Source organism: Exiguobacterium sp. PvP048 (assembly GCF_040549175.1).
Taxonomy (GTDB): domain Bacteria; phylum Bacillota; class Bacilli; order Exiguobacteriales; family Exiguobacteriaceae; genus Exiguobacterium_A; species Exiguobacterium_A artemiae.
This window is the reverse complement of the sequence record NZ_JBEPSU010000005.1, coordinates 161827-177602: the sequence shown is the minus strand read 5'-3', so window position 1 is coordinate 177602 and position 15776 is coordinate 161827. Positions and strand designations below refer to the sequence as shown.

The window sequence follows — 15776 nt, the reverse complement described above, 5'->3', positions numbered from 1 at the left end:
CAGCGACCTGGACTTTAAACGCCTTCGTATATTTGACCATAAAAAACACCCCATAAAAGTTGGATTTTTATGTCCAACTTTTATGGGGCAGTTCATGAACGGACAGCGGGTATTTTCGTTTCTTATGCGTTGACTGTTGAGAATGAACGGCCAAGTTCTTTTGCTTTTGCGATTGCTTCTTCTTTAATTTCTTCTGCTTTTTCTGGGTTCATTGCCATACCTTCGATGAACAATGAGTTGTAGTCTGTTACACCAGTGAAAGCAAGTGCTTGACGGAGGTAGTCATCGCCGAAGTTGAGGCCAGAACCAGTGTAGACACCGCCTGTTGCCTGGATGTGGAGCGCTTTTTTGCCTTCCATCAATCCTTTAGGACCTTCTGCCGTGTAAGCAAATGTTTTACCTGCAAGAAGAACGCTGTCGATGTACATTTTAAGACGTGCTGGGAATGAGAAGTTCCACATTGGCGTCACGAATACGTATTCGTCCGCTTCCATGTACTGCTCAAGGTGTTTCGTCATTGTACCGACTTTAGCGATTTCTACTTCTGAAAGCTCTTCGCCTGTAGCGAATTTGCCCCATGCGCTGAGTACGTCTGTATCGATTTCTTGGACATCTTCTTTATATAGATCAAGAACTTGGACTTCAGCGTTCGGGTTAGCTGCTTTGTAGCTTTCGAGGAAAGCTTCACCAGCTTGAAGGCTGAATGAATGTTCTGTTGATTTCGGGTTTACAGTTACATAAAGTAATTTAGTCATTTTTATTTCTCCCTTTTATTTAAAGTAAATTCTGTAAGTAAATATACCAACACCATTTTCTTTTGTCAATTAGTTTGATTTCAAAGAAAGCAACAAAAAAAGCTTAATCAGGATGATTAGGCTTTTTTTGAATGTGTATAATGGTCTGCACGATGACCGATCCGTTTGAGCTGATCGATCAACTGTTCTTTTTCTGGAATCGAAAGGTCACTGAACAAGTCTGTGAGGAATGCTTCGTGCTTCGGGAACGTTTCTTCCATTAATTCTCTTCCCGCCTCCGTCAGTGTTCCGAACGTTACGCGACGATCCGTCGGGCATGATCGTCGGGCCAGGAGACCCCGGTTCTCTAATTTATCCACGACGTACGTGACACTGCCACTCGTTAATAAGATTTTATCGCCGATTTGTTGAAGTGGTGTATCGCCTTTGTGGTACAACAGTTCCAGTACACCAAATTCCGATAAATTCAGCTGATGGGTCTTGATGTCTACTTTCACTTGTTCCGCTACTGCATGCATTGTGCGAGATAGAACAACAAGCATTTTTAATGCCAGCTTCGAGTCTGTCGATTCCATTTTACGTTCGCCCCTCTTTATCTTGATTCGAACCAATCATAGACCTCTTTTTTCCATTGGTCAATTCCAGTCCGGATTTTCCACTTTTATGACGGACCTCTCAGTTTTTGCTTGCCGTGAAACGCGTTTCATAGTTTACGGTCTTGATATACACTACAAGGGAGGTCTTCTCATGTCAGTTCAAACATTCTTGTCTCGTCTCGTTCAGAAAAATGTTGCTTACGAATTAGCGATTGAACAGTTGCACACATCGACCGGTTACTATTTGTGTAAGCATACGTTGGTCGATCAATTCCCGGACTTGCCGCCAGCTCATCAGGTCGAACTGCTTCAAAGAATTTCGGAACAACTCGATCGTTCGGCTTGGCTGGAAGGCCCGATCACGAGACAGGACTGGATTAAGATCCATCAACAATTATCCAACAGCTAGGAGGAACCTTTGATGACCAACATTCGTGACTTAGCACGTGAAGCAGAGGTTTCAGTGACGACAGTCTCGCGTGTCCTCAATGATCATCCGTACGTCGCGGAAGATAAACGCCGGGCCGTCCAGGACGCCATCACAAAGCTCGGTTATATCCGTAATCAAACCGCTGTCCAGTTGTCGACCGGTCAAACGAAAACGATCGGTGTCATGCTGCCTTACGTCGATCATCCCTACCACGCTGCCATCCTGCACGGGATTGCCCAGTGCGCTTTTGAGGAAGGCTATCGTTTTTTGACGTGGCAGACGAACTATATTGCGTCACATGAACAGACGGTTCTTCAAGCCCTCGCCCAACGTGAAGTTGACGGACTGATTGTCGTGTCCCACAGTCTGCCGGTCGATGAGATTTTACGATACGAGCAGTACGGTCCGATTGTGTTTTGTGAGCATCATGAAGATGTCTCTTCCGTCTATATCAATCATTATACCGCGTTTCAAAGCGGGTTAAAGACCCTTCAGTCTTTCGGGCATACTCAGATCGGGATTTGTCTTGGTCGCCCTGACAGCACAAACAGCCGTGCCCGAAAGCAGGCCTATCAGGATACCGTGTCACCGGAAGATACGTCATGGATTTATCAACAGGCGTTGACGATTGAGGACGGAGCCGACATCGCCCGGCAGTGGTCCAATCAATCCTGTCGCCCAAGTGCTTTGTTAACCGCCAGTGACCATGTGGCCGCGGGTATCATTCTCGAGCTTCGCAAACAAGGTTACCGGATTCCGGAAGATTTAGCCGTGATCGGATTCGACGGCAGTGATTTGGCTGTCGTCCTGAATCTGACGACGGTTGCCGTCCCTTATGAGACGATCGGCCGCCAAGCCTTTTTCATCGCGATCAGCGACAATTGGCGCGACCATCCCCAAATCGAAATCCCGACTGCTCTGCTGAGTGGATTAACGGCTGTTAAAGTCAAAGAATAGATGAAAACCCGCTCTTGTCTCGCAAATGCGTCAAGAGCGGGTTTTTTGAATGATTTGCTGTTTTATAGAGAACCTGCCGCAACGTAACGCGATCCCCAGTAGCCGCTCCGGAATGATTCTTTGACGACCTGTCCGTAATAGGAATTGGCATTGATCATCGTCGATCCATCAACCGCAATCCCGACATGCTGAATTCCGCTTCCGTGCGTGAAGAAGACGAGATCTCCGGCAACGGGAGCCGTTCGTTTCGTCGCGCCGTATTGTGCCGCTGCCGTCCGCGGTAACGACTTGCCTAACGCGTTGTAAACATAACGTGTGAAGCCGGAACAGTCGAAACTGACAGGCCCCGTCGCACCGAATACGTACGGACGTCCTTTTAAGCCTTCTGCGACCGATACGACGGCTGCTCCATTTTTAGTTAATCCTGTTGTCGCTTTGGCATTAAATGCTTTTGTATATGTAGCCGCTATGTACGCATTTTTTCCCGCATACCGGAGTTGATACCAATTGTTTGCTGTTTTACCGAGGACCGTTACCGTTTGTCCTAGTTTCAGTTGACCCAGTTTTTGTCCCGTCGTCGTCGCTTTGGACCGGACATTCAACACATCGACCGCTACGACAACTTTTTTCGATGTACTGGCTTTCGTTTGTTGTGGAACAGCCGCGAAGCTGCTGATGAGTAATGTTGCCAATACAACGATCCGCACTAAAAATGAACTTTTCATCTGTCTGTCTCCTTTATAAATATGTTTATGCAAAAAACTAAATTATCAGATAATTACTGTTTTTATCCTATCATGCTGATTTCTTCCATCGTGTTACAGTTTATTAACAGGGTTAGTTTCCCGTAACACTTCTGTAACAAATAAAAAAACAGGTTCTGAAACGGCAGTTTAGAGCCGTTTCAGGAGACCTGTTCAAATAATTAAGTCTTAAGTCTGCTTAATCCATTGACTTCTTTTTCCGAAAGCGTGCAAAGAATTCGTAGACGATCGGAACAATCAGCAACGTCAAGAGTGTCGAACTTGTTAGCCCACCGATGACCGTTACCCCAAGTCCTTTCGAAATCAAGGCGCCGCCTTCAAGACCGAGTGCCAGTGGTGACAAGGCACCGATCGTCGCAAGAGCTGTCATCAAGATCGGACGAAGTCGTGTTCCTGCCGCGTCCAACAAGGCTTCCCGCGTATCGAGTCCTTCTTTTTCCTTATGAATGACACGGTCGATCAATACAATCGCGTTTGTTACGACGATTCCGATCAGCATCAATGCACCGATCAACGAAGAAACGGAAATCGTTTCGCCTGTAATCAACAGGGCAAGTAACCCGCCGATGATCGCAAACGGAAGCGAGAACAAGATGACAAGTGGTGTCAACGCGCCTCCGAATGTGACGACAAGAACCAGATAGACAATCGCGACGGCTGCTGCCATTGCAAGTCCGAGTTGCGTGAACGATTCCTGAATTTGTTCCGTCACACCGCCTGCTTTATAGGAGACACCTGTCGGAAGATTAATCTTTTTGACCGTTTTATCGATTGCTTGTGAAGCTTCTGTTGCTTTGTCTGTTTTTAATTCTGCTGTGACTGTCGCGACCAGCTTACCGTCCCGCTCACTGAGTGAATCCGGTGTCGTCCCTTTTTTGACCGAGACGAAATCCGACAGTTTCCGGACACCAAGCGGCGTCGTCACATCTGTTTTTTGTAGATCGTTGATGGAATCATATGTCGTCTGTTCGTTCGGAACGATGACATCGAGTTCCTTACCGTCTACTTTTATAGTAGAAAGTGGTTTTTCTTCACCTTGCACATTAGCAATACCTTGAGCCAATTGCGCTGTCGAGATACCGAATTCAGCGGCTTTTTGTTGGTCGACTTCAAATGTGTACTGTGTATACGACTCCTTTAAATCAGTCGTTACTTTACGCACGTATTTCGATTCGCCTTCAATCGCTTTCACGAATTCAGGTGTAATCTTTTGCAGATCCTCAATCGAATTGGCATAAACCGAATACGAGACACCGGAAGAGGCCGCTCCTCCGCTGAAGTCCTGTTCTTTCCATTCGCCGGTCGGAATCTCTTTATTCAATTGTTTGATTGCCTGTTGTTTTACATCTGCAAAATCAGCTGTATCCGGATCATACTGGGCAATGAAAACAGCTTGCTTTGTATTTCCGGGATTCAATGGATTTTCTCCACCGACTGTAAATTGAAGATTATCCACATCACGTTGCTTTTCAAAATATCCTTCTGCCAGGTCGGCAGCCTTCAATGAATCATCTAACGTTTGACCCGGTTTTGGATTATACGTCACGTAAAATGTTTTTTCACTCTCTTGATTCAAGAAGTTGACACCGATGGTCGGAACAAGCGCGAAACTGCCGATCAGCAACAGTACAGCGAGACCAAAGACGACAAATTTATGGTTCAACGACCAATTCAGTACACCACGGTACCAGTTGGCAAGTTTGCCACCGTCTTCTTTTTCCGGTTTTGGTGCCTTCCCGCGTTTAAAGAGTGAATCAGCAAACATCGGAACAACCGTTACAGCTACGATCAATGAGGCAAAGAGTGCAAAGACGACCGTCAAGGCGAACGGAAGGAACAGTTCACCAACAAATCCTGTAACGAATCCGAGCGGCAGGAAGACGGCAATCGTGACGATTGTCGATGAAGCGACCGGAATGAAGACTTCACGTGTTGCCTCAATGATGAGCGCCTTCCCTTTTAATGGTTCAGTCGGATCCGTCAATCGACGGTAAATGTTTTCAATGACGACAATCGAATCATCCACGACTCGACCAATCGCAACTGTCATCGCCCCAAGCGTCATGATGTTGAGTGAGATGTCCAACTGTTTCAAGACCAAAATCGCCATCAGCAGGGATAAGGGAATCGAAATGACTGCAATGATTGTTGATTTGAAGTTCCGTAAGAACAGGAGAATGATGACGACCGCGAACAAGGCACCAATCAATGCTTTGCTGATCATCGTCGAGACAGATTCTTCAATCGGCTTCCCTTGGTCAAGCGTGACCGATGCTTTGACGCCGTCGTTCTCTTTCTCAAAGTCTTTAATCGTCTCTTTGACCGCATTGACGACTTCGACGGTATTGGCATCCTGTGATTTCGTTACCTGGACGCCGATTGAACGTTCCCCGTTCGACCGGGAAATCGATTCTTCGATTCCTTTGTCTTCAATCTTCGCCAGTTGCGACAATTTGACGGTCGGAACCTGCGTTGGTGCTGCTGCAACCGGCGTTTGTCCTGCCGGTGCAGATGATGCAGGTGCTTGCGTCTGACCTTGTGTTGCATCTGATCCTGATGCAGGTGTTGGCGTCTGTCCTTGTCCTGCACCTGGTGTGGCTTGTGGCGTGTAAGGCAAACGGATATTTTTTAACGCGTTGACCGTCGTGGCCTTTCCATCGAGTACGACCGCCTGTTCTTTATCACCTAATTCATATAACCCGAGAGCCAAGCGGGAATCATTCGCTTGAATCAGCTGTTTGACGTTCTCTTCCGTCAATCCGTACTGTTGCAGTTTCTTCTCATCGAATCGAATCTCGATTCGGCGGATTTCCTGACCGGCGATTTGAACCGTCTGTGCTCCTTCGATTCCTTCAAGTTTCGGTTGGAGCTCGTTTTCGACCAGTTTCGTCAAATCGGATAAGGAGCGGTTTTCGTCCGATACAGCAAAGCCGATGATCGGGAAGGCATCAAATGAAATACGTGAAACTTGAGGTTCCTGTGCGCCTTCCGGCAATTCCACATTAGCCAATGCTTCTTTGACTTTTTGTTCCGCTTCGTCCATGTCTGTACTGAAGCTGTAGTCGATTTGTAGATTTGAAGCATTCTGGAAAGAGGACGAGCGGACGGTTTCGACTCCGCCAAGATTCTCGACCTTACTTTCAAGTTCACGACTGACCTCATCGAGTACTTGTTCCGGTGTTGCACCCGGATAAATCGTCGTCACAGACACAGTTGGTGTCGTGATGTCGGGCAACGTCTCGAGTTTCATCGTCGTTCCGGCATAAATTCCGGCAACTGTGATGATAATCGTCAGTAACCAAAGAGCAAACTTATTATTGACTGAAAATTGAATGATACGCTTCATGGTAAAAATCCGCCTTCTCTCTCTTCTTTTTCAATTCCATCTTGTTACTTCGTTGCCTGATCGATCTTACGTGCTTGTTTTAATAAACGTTCGACCAAGGCTTGTCGTACGTCAGGTGCAGGCTGACCAAACTGAAAATGTTCCGACATCTTCAATCCGTCCAGTGTAAAACGAATCATCATCGCTTCCACAGGATCTGCCTGTTCCATCAAGTGATCAAAAAATTGATGAACCTGCTTTTTTCGTTCTTCCACGAAAGCGGCATTTTCCTTTAACAAGGACAACAAAAATAATACCGTGTCAATATCGAGACAAAACTCTTCATCCCGCTGTGCCTGCAACATGACGAAAGCTTCCATCGGACCGAATCCTTGTCCAAGATACGTCTGATACTGCTGGAACTGACGCCGTTCCTGTTCCTCGATCACACCCATCAATAATTCTTCTTTCGAAGAAAAATGATACAACAGCCCGCCTTTCGAGACATTCGCCTGTTTCGCCACTTCTTCAAGTGTCAGTTGCGGAAATCCTTGGGTCAGCATGACTTGAACGGTCGCATCCGTAATCCGACGTCGTGTTTCTAACGCTTTTGTACTGACCATCACCTTTCTCCTTTCATTTTACTGTACCGTCTGGACGGTTTCTTTTTTAAATATACGAAGTTCTGTTACGCTTTGCAAGATTAAATCCATGTTTCACGTGAAACGCTTTATTTCACTCGAAGCAACTCTATTCAAAAACGCCCGCCGTTTCTCTTGTAATCAAGAAGCGGCGGGCGTTTCGGATGATTTTTTAATTTTTTTTGCGAGCGCTCTCCATCAAAGCCTCATACATCGCTTGTGCCAAGTCATGTTCACGCAACACACGGACTCCACGATCCGTCGGGCCACCCGGTGCTGCCACATCCTTGATCAGTTCTTCTGTCGGACGTTCTTCATGCAACAGCAGTTTCGCTGATCCTTTCATCGCCTGGGCGATGATTCTCCGGGCAGAAGATGCATCGAAACCGGCTTTCGTCAATACAGGTGTCATCGCGCCGACGATTTCATAGAAGAATGCGGGACTGCACCCTGCTGCTGCCATCAGATACGGCATCGTCGCCGCATTCGTTTCGACCGTCTCACCCACGCGTCCAAATAATGCCGTCGCCTGTTGTCTTTTCTCGTCCGATACAAGGTCACCAAACCAAAGTCCGGTCATCCCTGTCCGAAATGCGACGGGTGTATTCGGCATCGCGCAGACGGCACCACATGAAATATGTGCTTCGATTTCTGCCGGTGTAATGTGCGCGGCGACGGACACGACCAATTGATCCGTCCTCCAAGTCTGCTGTTTGATGTAGTCGAGCACTCCGTCCGGCTGCATGGCCAAAACGACGACATCAAATTGATCCACCTGTTCCTCAGCCGTCGTCCGGACACCGTACTGCTCCGCCAGAGCAAACAGACGCGACCGGTCCGCTCGATTGGTCATCGTAATCATTTGAGGAGATATCCCGGAATCCAGCCAGCCTTTGACTAACGACTCACTCATCGAACCTGCCCCTACCATTAAAATATTCATTTCATTGCCTCCCAACAAAAAAAGGACCAATTGCTGGTCCTTCGGATTTCCTAGTCATTATACACGAACTGCCAAGTCCTCGACAGCAACGACGCGGAGTCCTTTTTCGTTTAATTTCTTGACGATTTTCTTTTTCGTCTTCTCATCACAATCCGTTGGTAATGTGATCAAGACACGGCGCATGACACTGCTTTTTGCATCCAATGTCATCAGACTCGCAACCGTTGAGTATTTGTTAATGATTTTCGCGATCTTTTCAAGCGCCCCTTTTTGTTCACTGAGGGCAACCGTCAGGACATAACTGCCTGAATCGCGGTTCCACGCTTCTTCGAGCATACCCAGCATTTTTCCGTGGGGTAAAATCCCGAAAAATTGTCCATCATCGTTCAGAACAGCAATGTAAGGCAATTCTTTGATGGAGAAAAAGACTTCAAAGAAGTTACTGCCTGTGTAGATGAACTTCGTCGTGTTTTTGATCAGTGTCATGACGTTGTCGTCTAAACTTCCACCGTTCATTCCGTGGCGGTAAATATGCATTTTATAGATGTTCCCTTTGAACAATTGACCGGTTTGATCAAGAACCGGGACACAGCGGTATCCTGTCTCTTCCAGCGTCTGTAACGCTTCTCGCAGGGTAGCCGTCTCTGAAATCTTGACACACTGGTGTTTCGGAATACACAAACTTTGAACGAGCATACAAAACGTCCTCCTCTTTCCTTTACATGATTATACCTGATTTACATGGCGCTCTAACTTAATTTCTTATTCGCTTCCGCTCTTCCTTCTCCTGCTTTTCTTCTATTCCCTTACAAAGGGCAACGGAAAACACAAGTTTCCCCAAGATTAATAAGCGAATCCATCTTATTGTTTCAATTTTTAATTCTTTGTTAAATCAGCAATCCCATTAGTATTAAGATTTATTAAGATTTCGTAAAGACGGGACATAGTTGTATTCTTTTACAATAGCGTCTGATACAATCGAACTCGTGAAGTCACTTCACTATTCTATTCTTGTTCTTAATATGGAGGCAGAAGAAATGTTCAGTAAAAAACAAGATCCATTCGCGGTTAAATTATCTGAGATTGCAGGACACTTGCAACGAACGTCACAATTTTTCGTTGATTTTAAAATTAATGGTATTGCCGATGTCAAAGAATTCGCCCATAAAGTAAAAGATTTTGAAACAGCCGGTGACGATCTGATGCACCAATTGATCATCGATTTGAACAACGCGTTCATCACACCGATCGACCGTGAAGATTTATTAGCACTTGCTAATTCACTTGACGACGTCCTTGACGGTTTTGAAGAATGTTCTGCTATTTTTGAAATTTACAACATCGTCCAAGCAGACGAGCATATGATCCGTTTTGTGGATGAGATCCACATTGCCGTTAATGAGCTCGCTTTATCAATGGATTTGTTAGTCGCACGCAAACTTCAGCCGATGCGCGAACACGTCATCAAAGTAAAAGAACAAGAAACAATCTGTGACAACTTGCGTCGTAAATCAATCAAAGCATTGTTCGCAACAGAAACAGATCCAATCAAAATCATTCAATACAAAGAAATTTATGAGTCGCTCGAATCAATCGCCGATTACTGCCAAGATGCAGCAAACGTCATTGAAACGATCATCATGAAAAATGCATAAGTGAGGAGCTAACGAGATGGATAGTCTGTTTATCATCACCGCCATAATCGTCATTCTCGCACTTAGCTTCGACTTCATTAACGGTTTCCACGATACAGCGAACTCGATTGCGACTTCGGTGTCGACTCGTGCTTTGAAACCGCGTCACGCTATCATTCTTGCGGCGACGATGAATTTTTTAGGTGCAATCACGTTTACTGGCGTTGCTAAAACAATTTCCAGCGATATCGTCGATCCGTCGACGCTACAGCACGGAAGTTATGTCGTCATTGCTGCTTTACTCTCTGCTATTGCCTGGAACCTCTTGACGTGGTATTTCGGTATTCCGTCTAGTTCTTCGCATACGTTGATCGGTTCAATCGCCGGTGCAGCCATTGCATCCGTCGGTTTTGGCGGAATTGAAGCTAAAGGGATTTTAAAAATCGTTCAGGCTCTGATCATTTCACCGATTCTTGCCTTTACGCTTGGTTTTATCGTTTATGGTATTTTCAAAGTTGTATTCAAAAAAGGGAATTTGGCGAAGACGAATCGTCGTTTCCGTCATATGCAAATCGCAACAGCTGCGCTTCAATCGTATACACACGGGACGAACGATGCGCAAAAAGCGATGGGTATCATCACACTTGCCCTCATCTCGTCCGGTTTCCAAACCGATCACGAAGTCGCACTTTGGGTTAAATTATCGTGTGCGATTGCCATGGGTCTCGGAACATCCGTCGGTGGATGGCGGATCATCAAGACGGTTGGTGGACAAATCATGAAAATCCGTCCCGTCAACGGGGTTGCGGCTGACTTGACGTCTGCTGCCATCATCTTTGGTGCGACAGCAATCCACTTACCGGTTTCAACGACACACGTCATCTCTTCTGCCATTCTCGGTGTAGGTACATCACACCGGAAAAAAGGCGTTAAATGGGGAACAGCACAACGAATGGTGATTACATGGGTCATCACATTGCCGATTTCAATGGCAGTGGCGGCGCTCATCTACTACATTCTCGATTTCTTATTCATTAAATGATTCATTCCCCATCTAGTCAGCTAGGTGGGGATTTTCTGTCTTGATTAAGCCCCTGCAGTTGTCGCTTGGACTAGAATTCGCTATGATTGATGGCAAGAAGATATGCTTATTTTATTTAGGAGGAATTCCACATGACAAAACGTAAAGCTTTAACGATTGCCGGCTCTGACACGAGTGGCGGCGCTGGTATTCAAGCTGATTTGAAGACGTTCCAGGAACTTGAAGTCTACGGGATGAACGCATTGACGGTCATCGTTGCTCAAGATCCTGATCATTCTTGGCACCATGCGGTTTATCCAATCGATGCCGAACTCGTCCGGACACAAATCCATACGGTCCTTGGAGGAATTGGTGTAGATGCGATGAAGACGGGTATGCTCCCGACTGTCGAAATCATTGAAGTCGTTGCTGAAAAAATCAAGTCATCTGGTGTCAAAAATGTCGTCATCGATCCGGTCATGGTATGTAAAGGCGAAGATGAGGTCCTGAATCCGGATACGGCGAACGCTTTACGTGATATCCTGACACCGCTCGCAACAGTCGTGACTCCTAACGTCTTTGAAGCAGGTCAATTATCGGGGCTTGGAAAAACCCCTTCGACAATCGATGAAATGAAGCTCGCAGCTGCCCGGATTCATGAAAAAGGCGCGCAATACGTCCTTGTTAAAGGCGGCAGCAAGATCGACCACCCGCAAGCAGTTGACGTGCTTTATGACGGAAAAGAGTTTATCCTAATTGAGGACGAACGTATTGAGACACCGTATACGCACGGAGCAGGATGCACCTACTCTGCCGCCATCACGGCTGAACTCGCAAAAGGAGCTTCCGTGGAACAAGCGGTCCGTACAGCGAAATCGTTTATCACTTCTGCGATTCGTCATTCATTCCGGTTGAATGAATATGTCGGCCCGACTGACCACGCTGCTCATCGAACAGTAACGTCTTGATCGTTCAGGAAGTCCGCGCAATGCTCGCGGACTTCTTTCTGTATAGGAAAGGGGATTTATCATGCAAGCACTGGATTTAACTGCTGTACAAGACTATATCGATAAGCATGCCAATACACCACTTTACGTACACGTCGAAACGACGAACGGGGCATATGCGACACACCAGGACCCGACATTCCACAGTGCCGGTATGTTTTTCCGTAATGCCGAGATTACGTATGAACGTGGACTGATCACCGGAAACGGTCCTTACCGGATTGGTCTGAAACTGGCCCACGGCTGGTTGTATGGTGAAGGATTAACGGATTATGAATTTGCAGGTGATCAACTGTTGATTGCCGGACACGACGTTGAAGGACGCCTTGCGATTGCCTTCGAACTCAGTCCGACTCCATTCGCGCAAGGCGCAGAGGAGGTAGAATAATGGCGTACAACGAACAAGATCATCTTCTCGTCATCTTCCCTCACCCGGACGATGAAGCATTCAGCTCGGCTGGAACGATTATTGAACATGCAGAGAATCGCGGACCTGTCACGTATGCCTGCCTGACACTCGGTGAAATGGGACGCAATATGGGACGTCCTGTCTTTACGAATCGTGAAGAGCTCGCGATGATCCGCAAACGTGAACTGATTGCCGCTTCGGAAAAGATGAAGATCTCCGACTTACAAATGTGGGGACTTCGCGACAAGACGGTCGAATTCGAAGACGAAGCGATGCTTGCTGAGCGGATCGGCGAATTGATTGCGAAAACACAACCGACACGTGTGATTTCGTTTTATCCCGGTTACGCCGTCCATCCGGATCACGAAGCAACAGCCCGTGCCGTCGTCCGGGCACTTCGCGCGATTGACGAAAACGAGCGGCCTGAATTTTTAGCCGTCGCTTTCGCTAACAATACGCGTGACGAACTCGGTGAAGGAACGTTTGTTCATGATGTCAGCGCTTATACCGATCAAAAAATCGCTGCCCTTCAGGCACATGCTTCCCAAACCGGCGGCCTGATGAAAGTCATCTCAGAAGACTCGAATATCCGTGATCTGCTCGTCAAAGAGCGGTATTATCATTATCCGTTATGATTTTTTCACCCTTGAGCGCACTGTCGTTCAAGGGTGTTTTTTTTGTCTCGTGAAATCCTTGATTGTCAGTCGACTTTTCAGCCACCTTCTGCTAGTGTGAATAGTTGAGACTGTGTCTCCGGAGTTCGTAACCTCCTCCGTCACAAAAACTAGGAATGGAAGTGTATCCAATGAAAAATGAACGTGCTCTTGTCGTCTTCAGTGGCGGTCAAGATTCGACGACCTGTCTGTTTCAGGCACTCGCCGATTATTCAGAAGTTGAAGTCGTTACCTTCAACTACGGACAACGTCATGCCGCAGAACTCGATGTCGCTCGCGAAATCGCATCTGAACTCGGTGTGAAGCATCATGAACTCGATCTCTCACTCCTCAGTCAATTGACAAGCAACTCTTTGACTGACCACTCACAATCAATCACGACAAACGAAGACGGGTTTCCTTCTACCTTTGTAGACGGCCGAAATCATCTGTTCCTGTCCTTCGCAGCCGTCCTCGCAAAAGGACGCGGTATCCGCCACATCATCACCGGCGTATGCGAAACGGACTTTTCCGGTTATCCCGACTGCCGTGATTCCTTCATCAAGTCACTGAATGTGACGCTTAACCTCGCGATGGACTATCCATTCGTGATTCATACTCCGCTTATGTGGCTCGATAAAAAAGAGACATGGGCACTGGCTGATTCGCTCGGCGCGTTTGATTTTGTCCGCGAACGGACATTGACGTGCTACAACGGCATCATCGGAGACGGCTGCGGCGATTGCCCGGCTTGTGAATTACGGAAAAAAGGCTTAGATGCCTATATCGAGGAGGTTCAACACACATGAAATTCAATTATGAAGCACCCCAAACTGTCGAGCGCCCGACCGGCGACTCGCTCATTTATACAAAATCACGTGTCATGATCGTTAAAAAATTGACGTTTGACGCAGCGCATCATCTGTATGACTATGACGGCAAATGCCGTGCTCTGCACGGGCATACGTATCACGTCGATCTCGGCATCAGCGGATTCCTTGATCATCGTGGCATGACACTCGACTTTGGTGATTTGAAGAAAATTTTCAAAGAGCATCTCGAACCGTTGCTTGACCACCGGTACTTGAACGAGTCTCTTCCTTACATGAATACAACGGCTGAAAACATGTCGGCCTGGATTTTTGAAACACTCGGCAAACACCTGCCGGACGAACGGGGTCTTCGTGTCGAATTCGTCAAATTGTATGAAACACCGACGGCATTTGCTGAAGTCCGCCGGGAATGGATGCTTGAGTCATGAGTCAACTGAAGAAAACACCGAAGATTCCTGTCCTTGAAATCTTCGGTCCGACTTTCCAAGGCGAAGGACGTTCCATCGGTCAAAAAACGATGTTCGTCCGGACGGGTGGCTGTGATTATTCCTGTGCCTGGTGTGACTCGGCCTTCACTTGGGACGGATCGGAAAAACCGGATTTGCTGACAGCAGAAGAAATCCTGACGCAACTCGATGCCCTCGGTTCGTATGGTCATGTCACGATTTCCGGCGGTAACCCTTTGTTACACGCATCGATCGGGACACTCGTCGACGCACTGAAGAGCCGTGGCATCACGATGTCGGTCGAAACACAAGGTTCTTACTGGCAAAACTGGGTGCTCGATATCGAAGACGTCACGATCAGTCCGAAACCGCCGTCGAGTGGCATGACCGTTGATTATGACCGCCTTGATGTCTTTTTCAAACGATTGCCTGAACAACAACGCGCCGTTAAAATCGTCATCTTTGATGAGGCGGATCTTGACTTTGCTGCTGCCATTTCAGAACGCTACGCCTTAAAAACCTTATATCTGTCACTCGGTAATCCTGATCCTGCGGAAGAAGGTACGATTGCACCGCGGATGTTATCCGGCTTAAAAACTTTATGGGAACGCGTCGCAACTGACGAACGATTTAATCATGCACGGGTTCTTCCACAACTACATGCCCTCGTTTTCGCAAACGATCGCGGCGTTTAAGGAGATTAATTATGCGTCCAGAAGATTTAAACGATTTGTCCTTACTTGGTCAAAAGTCTGTCCCGTATATTTTTGAATATCAACCGGAAGTGCTTGAAGCCTTCCCGAACCGTCACCCGGAAAATGATTACTTCGTAAAATTCAATGCACCTGAATTTACGAGCCTTTGTCCGATTACGAATCAACCGGATTTTGCGACCATCTACATCTCTTACATCCCGGACGAGAAGCTGGTCGAATCAAAATCGTTGAAGCTGTACCTTTTCAGTTTCCGTAATCATGGTGACTTCCATGAAAACTGCATCAATGTTATCGGGAAGGATCTTGTCAAACTGATGGAACCCCGTTACCTCGAAGTATGGGGAAAATTCACACCACGCGGCGGGATTTCAATTGATCCATACTACAACTACGGTAAAAAGGGTACGAAATATGAACAGATGGCAGAGCACCGTCTGTTTAATCATGATTTATATCCCGAAACCATCGATAATCGATAATCGATAATACAGTAAAAGAGGCTGACTCAAAAAGGAATCTCTCGTCTTTTCACGCCCTTTCCTCAGGCGAGACACAAGCCAGTTTTCCTGCCTCATTCAGGCAGGAAAGCGGGTCTTGTTTGTCTCTGACAGCACAAAAATGCGCTTTTTCCTATAGGAGTTGCGTG

General features: G+C 46.8%; 18 protein-coding genes. 11 read left to right on the top strand and 7 right to left on the bottom strand.

The window, feature by feature from the left end; translation table 11 throughout:
* Positions 1 to 122: 122 nt before the first annotated feature.
* Both ABIC15_RS11205 and ABIC15_RS11200 read right to left on the bottom strand, forming a co-directional pair.
* Positions 123 to 755 (bottom strand): NAD(P)H-dependent oxidoreductase, encoded by a 633-nt coding sequence (locus ABIC15_RS11205; RefSeq protein WP_012371753.1) that lies wholly within the window; start codon positions 753 to 755, stop codon positions 123 to 125.
* 116 nt (positions 756 to 871) lie between these two features.
* Positions 872 to 1330 carry a MarR family winged helix-turn-helix transcriptional regulator gene (locus ABIC15_RS11200; RefSeq protein ID WP_012371754.1) on the bottom strand — a complete coding sequence of 153 codons (459 nt, stop codon included), beginning with the start codon at positions 1328 to 1330 and terminating at the stop codon, positions 872 to 874.
* Positions 1331 to 1502: 172 nt separating this feature from the next.
* Here ABIC15_RS11200 and ABIC15_RS11195 point away from each other — a divergent pair, with 172 nt between their 5' ends.
* Positions 1503 to 1760, top strand: coding sequence for a hypothetical protein (locus tag ABIC15_RS11195; protein ID WP_012371755.1), 258 nt, complete (start codon positions 1503 to 1505; stop codon positions 1758 to 1760).
* Positions 1761 to 1772: 12 nt separating this feature from the next.
* Complete coding sequence (locus ABIC15_RS11190; protein ID WP_012371756.1) at positions 1773 to 2738, top strand: LacI family DNA-binding transcriptional regulator; 966 nt, start codon at positions 1773 to 1775, stop codon at positions 2736 to 2738.
* Positions 2739 to 2800: 62 nt separating this feature from the next.
* On the opposite strand, the gene ABIC15_RS11185 is transcribed toward ABIC15_RS11190, so the two are convergent.
* From ABIC15_RS11185 to cbpA, 5 genes are all read right to left on the bottom strand, one after another.
* Positions 2801 to 3463: a C40 family peptidase gene (locus ABIC15_RS11185; protein ID WP_354020722.1), complete on the bottom strand. Its 663-nt coding sequence runs from the start codon at positions 3461 to 3463 to the stop codon at positions 2801 to 2803.
* A 217-nt stretch (positions 3464 to 3680) separates the two neighbouring features.
* On the bottom strand, positions 3681 to 6848 hold the full coding sequence (locus ABIC15_RS11180; RefSeq protein ID WP_354020721.1) for an efflux RND transporter permease subunit: 3168 nt from the start codon (positions 6846 to 6848) through the stop codon (positions 3681 to 3683).
* A gap of 44 nt (positions 6849 to 6892) precedes the next feature.
* A complete protein-coding gene (locus tag ABIC15_RS11175) occupies positions 6893 to 7450 on the bottom strand; it encodes a TetR/AcrR family transcriptional regulator (protein ID WP_354020720.1) in 558 nt (185 codons plus the stop codon).
* A gap of 190 nt (positions 7451 to 7640) precedes the next feature.
* Complete coding sequence (locus ABIC15_RS11170) at positions 7641 to 8411, bottom strand: pyrroline-5-carboxylate reductase family protein (RefSeq protein ID WP_354020719.1); 771 nt, start codon at positions 8409 to 8411, stop codon at positions 7641 to 7643.
* Positions 8412 to 8468: 57 nt separating this feature from the next.
* Positions 8469 to 9107, bottom strand: a complete 639-nt coding sequence (gene cbpA / locus ABIC15_RS11165; protein WP_012371761.1) for a cyclic di-AMP binding protein CbpA — start codon at positions 9105 to 9107, stop codon at positions 8469 to 8471.
* A gap of 341 nt (positions 9108 to 9448) precedes the next feature.
* Between cbpA and ABIC15_RS11160 the strand changes: the two genes are divergently transcribed.
* The 9 genes from ABIC15_RS11160 to queF all read left to right on the top strand — a co-directional run bounded on the left by ABIC15_RS11160 (position 9449) and on the right by queF (position 15609).
* Positions 9449 to 10066: a DUF47 domain-containing protein gene (locus ABIC15_RS11160; protein ID WP_012371762.1), complete on the top strand. Its 618-nt coding sequence runs from the start codon at positions 9449 to 9451 to the stop codon at positions 10064 to 10066.
* A 16-nt stretch (positions 10067 to 10082) separates the two neighbouring features.
* Positions 10083 to 11087, top strand: coding sequence for an inorganic phosphate transporter (locus ABIC15_RS11155; protein WP_290828099.1), 1005 nt, complete (start codon positions 10083 to 10085; stop codon positions 11085 to 11087).
* Positions 11088 to 11218: 131 nt separating this feature from the next.
* Positions 11219 to 12034: a bifunctional hydroxymethylpyrimidine kinase/phosphomethylpyrimidine kinase gene (locus ABIC15_RS11150; protein WP_012371764.1), complete on the top strand. Its 816-nt coding sequence runs from the start codon at positions 11219 to 11221 to the stop codon at positions 12032 to 12034.
* Between the two features lie 61 nt (positions 12035 to 12095).
* The gene (locus tag ABIC15_RS11145) at positions 12096 to 12461 is read left to right on the top strand and encodes a YojF family protein (RefSeq protein WP_012371765.1); all 366 of its coding nucleotides are present in this window, start codon (positions 12096 to 12098) and stop codon (positions 12459 to 12461) included.
* Complete coding sequence (gene bshB2 / locus ABIC15_RS11140; RefSeq protein ID WP_354020718.1) at positions 12461 to 13117, top strand: bacillithiol biosynthesis deacetylase BshB2; 657 nt, start codon at positions 12461 to 12463, stop codon at positions 13115 to 13117. The genes ABIC15_RS11145 and bshB2 overlap by 1 nt, the downstream gene beginning before the upstream one ends.
* A gap of 170 nt (positions 13118 to 13287) precedes the next feature.
* Complete coding sequence (queC, locus tag ABIC15_RS11135; protein WP_354020717.1) at positions 13288 to 13944, top strand: 7-cyano-7-deazaguanine synthase QueC; 657 nt, start codon at positions 13288 to 13290, stop codon at positions 13942 to 13944.
* Positions 13941 to 14396, top strand: a complete 456-nt coding sequence (gene queD / locus ABIC15_RS11130; RefSeq protein WP_354020716.1) for a 6-carboxytetrahydropterin synthase QueD — start codon at positions 13941 to 13943, stop codon at positions 14394 to 14396. The genes queC and queD overlap by 4 nt, the downstream gene beginning before the upstream one ends.
* Positions 14393 to 15109, top strand: a complete 717-nt coding sequence (gene queE, locus ABIC15_RS11125) for a 7-carboxy-7-deazaguanine synthase QueE (RefSeq protein ID WP_354020715.1) — start codon at positions 14393 to 14395, stop codon at positions 15107 to 15109. Before queD ends, queE begins: the two co-directional genes overlap by 4 nt.
* 11 nt (positions 15110 to 15120) lie before the next feature.
* Positions 15121 to 15609, top strand: a complete 489-nt coding sequence (gene queF / locus ABIC15_RS11120) for a preQ(1) synthase (protein WP_354020714.1) — start codon at positions 15121 to 15123, stop codon at positions 15607 to 15609.
* The last annotated feature ends 167 nt before the right edge of the window (positions 15610 to 15776 follow it).

What these genes read in the sequence shown, in the direction of transcription:
- queD (WP_354020716.1), top strand. Translation starts at nt 13,941, where the DNA reads ATGAAATTCAATTATGAAGCACCCCAAACTGTCGAGCGCCCGACCGGC.
- queC (WP_354020717.1), top strand. Translation starts at nt 13,288, where the DNA reads ATGAAAAATGAACGTGCTCTTGTCGTCTTCAGTGGCGGTCAAGATTCG.
- ABIC15_RS11155 (WP_290828099.1), top strand. Translation starts at nt 10,083, where the DNA reads ATGGATAGTCTGTTTATCATCACCGCCATAATCGTCATTCTCGCACTT.
- ABIC15_RS11195 (WP_012371755.1), top strand. Translation starts at nt 1,503, where the DNA reads ATGTCAGTTCAAACATTCTTGTCTCGTCTCGTTCAGAAAAATGTTGCT.
- ABIC15_RS11205 (WP_012371753.1), bottom strand. Translation starts at nt 755, where the DNA reads ATGACTAAATTACTTTATGTAACTGTAAACCCGAAATCAACAGAACAT.
- ABIC15_RS11145 (WP_012371765.1), top strand. Translation starts at nt 12,096, where the DNA reads ATGCAAGCACTGGATTTAACTGCTGTACAAGACTATATCGATAAGCAT.
- ABIC15_RS11185 (WP_354020722.1), bottom strand. Translation starts at nt 3,463, where the DNA reads ATGAAAAGTTCATTTTTAGTGCGGATCGTTGTATTGGCAACATTACTC.
- cbpA (WP_012371761.1), bottom strand. Translation starts at nt 9,107, where the DNA reads ATGCTCGTTCAAAGTTTGTGTATTCCGAAACACCAGTGTGTCAAGATT.
- ABIC15_RS11200 (WP_012371754.1), bottom strand. Translation starts at nt 1,330, where the DNA reads ATGGAATCGACAGACTCGAAGCTGGCATTAAAAATGCTTGTTGTTCTA.
- queE (WP_354020715.1), top strand. Translation starts at nt 14,393, where the DNA reads ATGAGTCAACTGAAGAAAACACCGAAGATTCCTGTCCTTGAAATCTTC.
- ABIC15_RS11160 (WP_012371762.1), top strand. Translation starts at nt 9,449, where the DNA reads ATGTTCAGTAAAAAACAAGATCCATTCGCGGTTAAATTATCTGAGATT.
- ABIC15_RS11180 (WP_354020721.1), bottom strand. Translation starts at nt 6,848, where the DNA reads ATGAAGCGTATCATTCAATTTTCAGTCAATAATAAGTTTGCTCTTTGG.
- ABIC15_RS11175 (WP_354020720.1), bottom strand. Translation starts at nt 7,450, where the DNA reads ATGGTCAGTACAAAAGCGTTAGAAACACGACGTCGGATTACGGATGCG.
- ABIC15_RS11190 (WP_012371756.1), top strand. Translation starts at nt 1,773, where the DNA reads ATGACCAACATTCGTGACTTAGCACGTGAAGCAGAGGTTTCAGTGACG.
- ABIC15_RS11150 (WP_012371764.1), top strand. Translation starts at nt 11,219, where the DNA reads ATGACAAAACGTAAAGCTTTAACGATTGCCGGCTCTGACACGAGTGGC.
- queF (WP_354020714.1), top strand. Translation starts at nt 15,121, where the DNA reads ATGCGTCCAGAAGATTTAAACGATTTGTCCTTACTTGGTCAAAAGTCT.
- ABIC15_RS11170 (WP_354020719.1), bottom strand. Translation starts at nt 8,411, where the DNA reads ATGAATATTTTAATGGTAGGGGCAGGTTCGATGAGTGAGTCGTTAGTC.
- bshB2 (WP_354020718.1), top strand. Translation starts at nt 12,461, where the DNA reads ATGGCGTACAACGAACAAGATCATCTTCTCGTCATCTTCCCTCACCCG.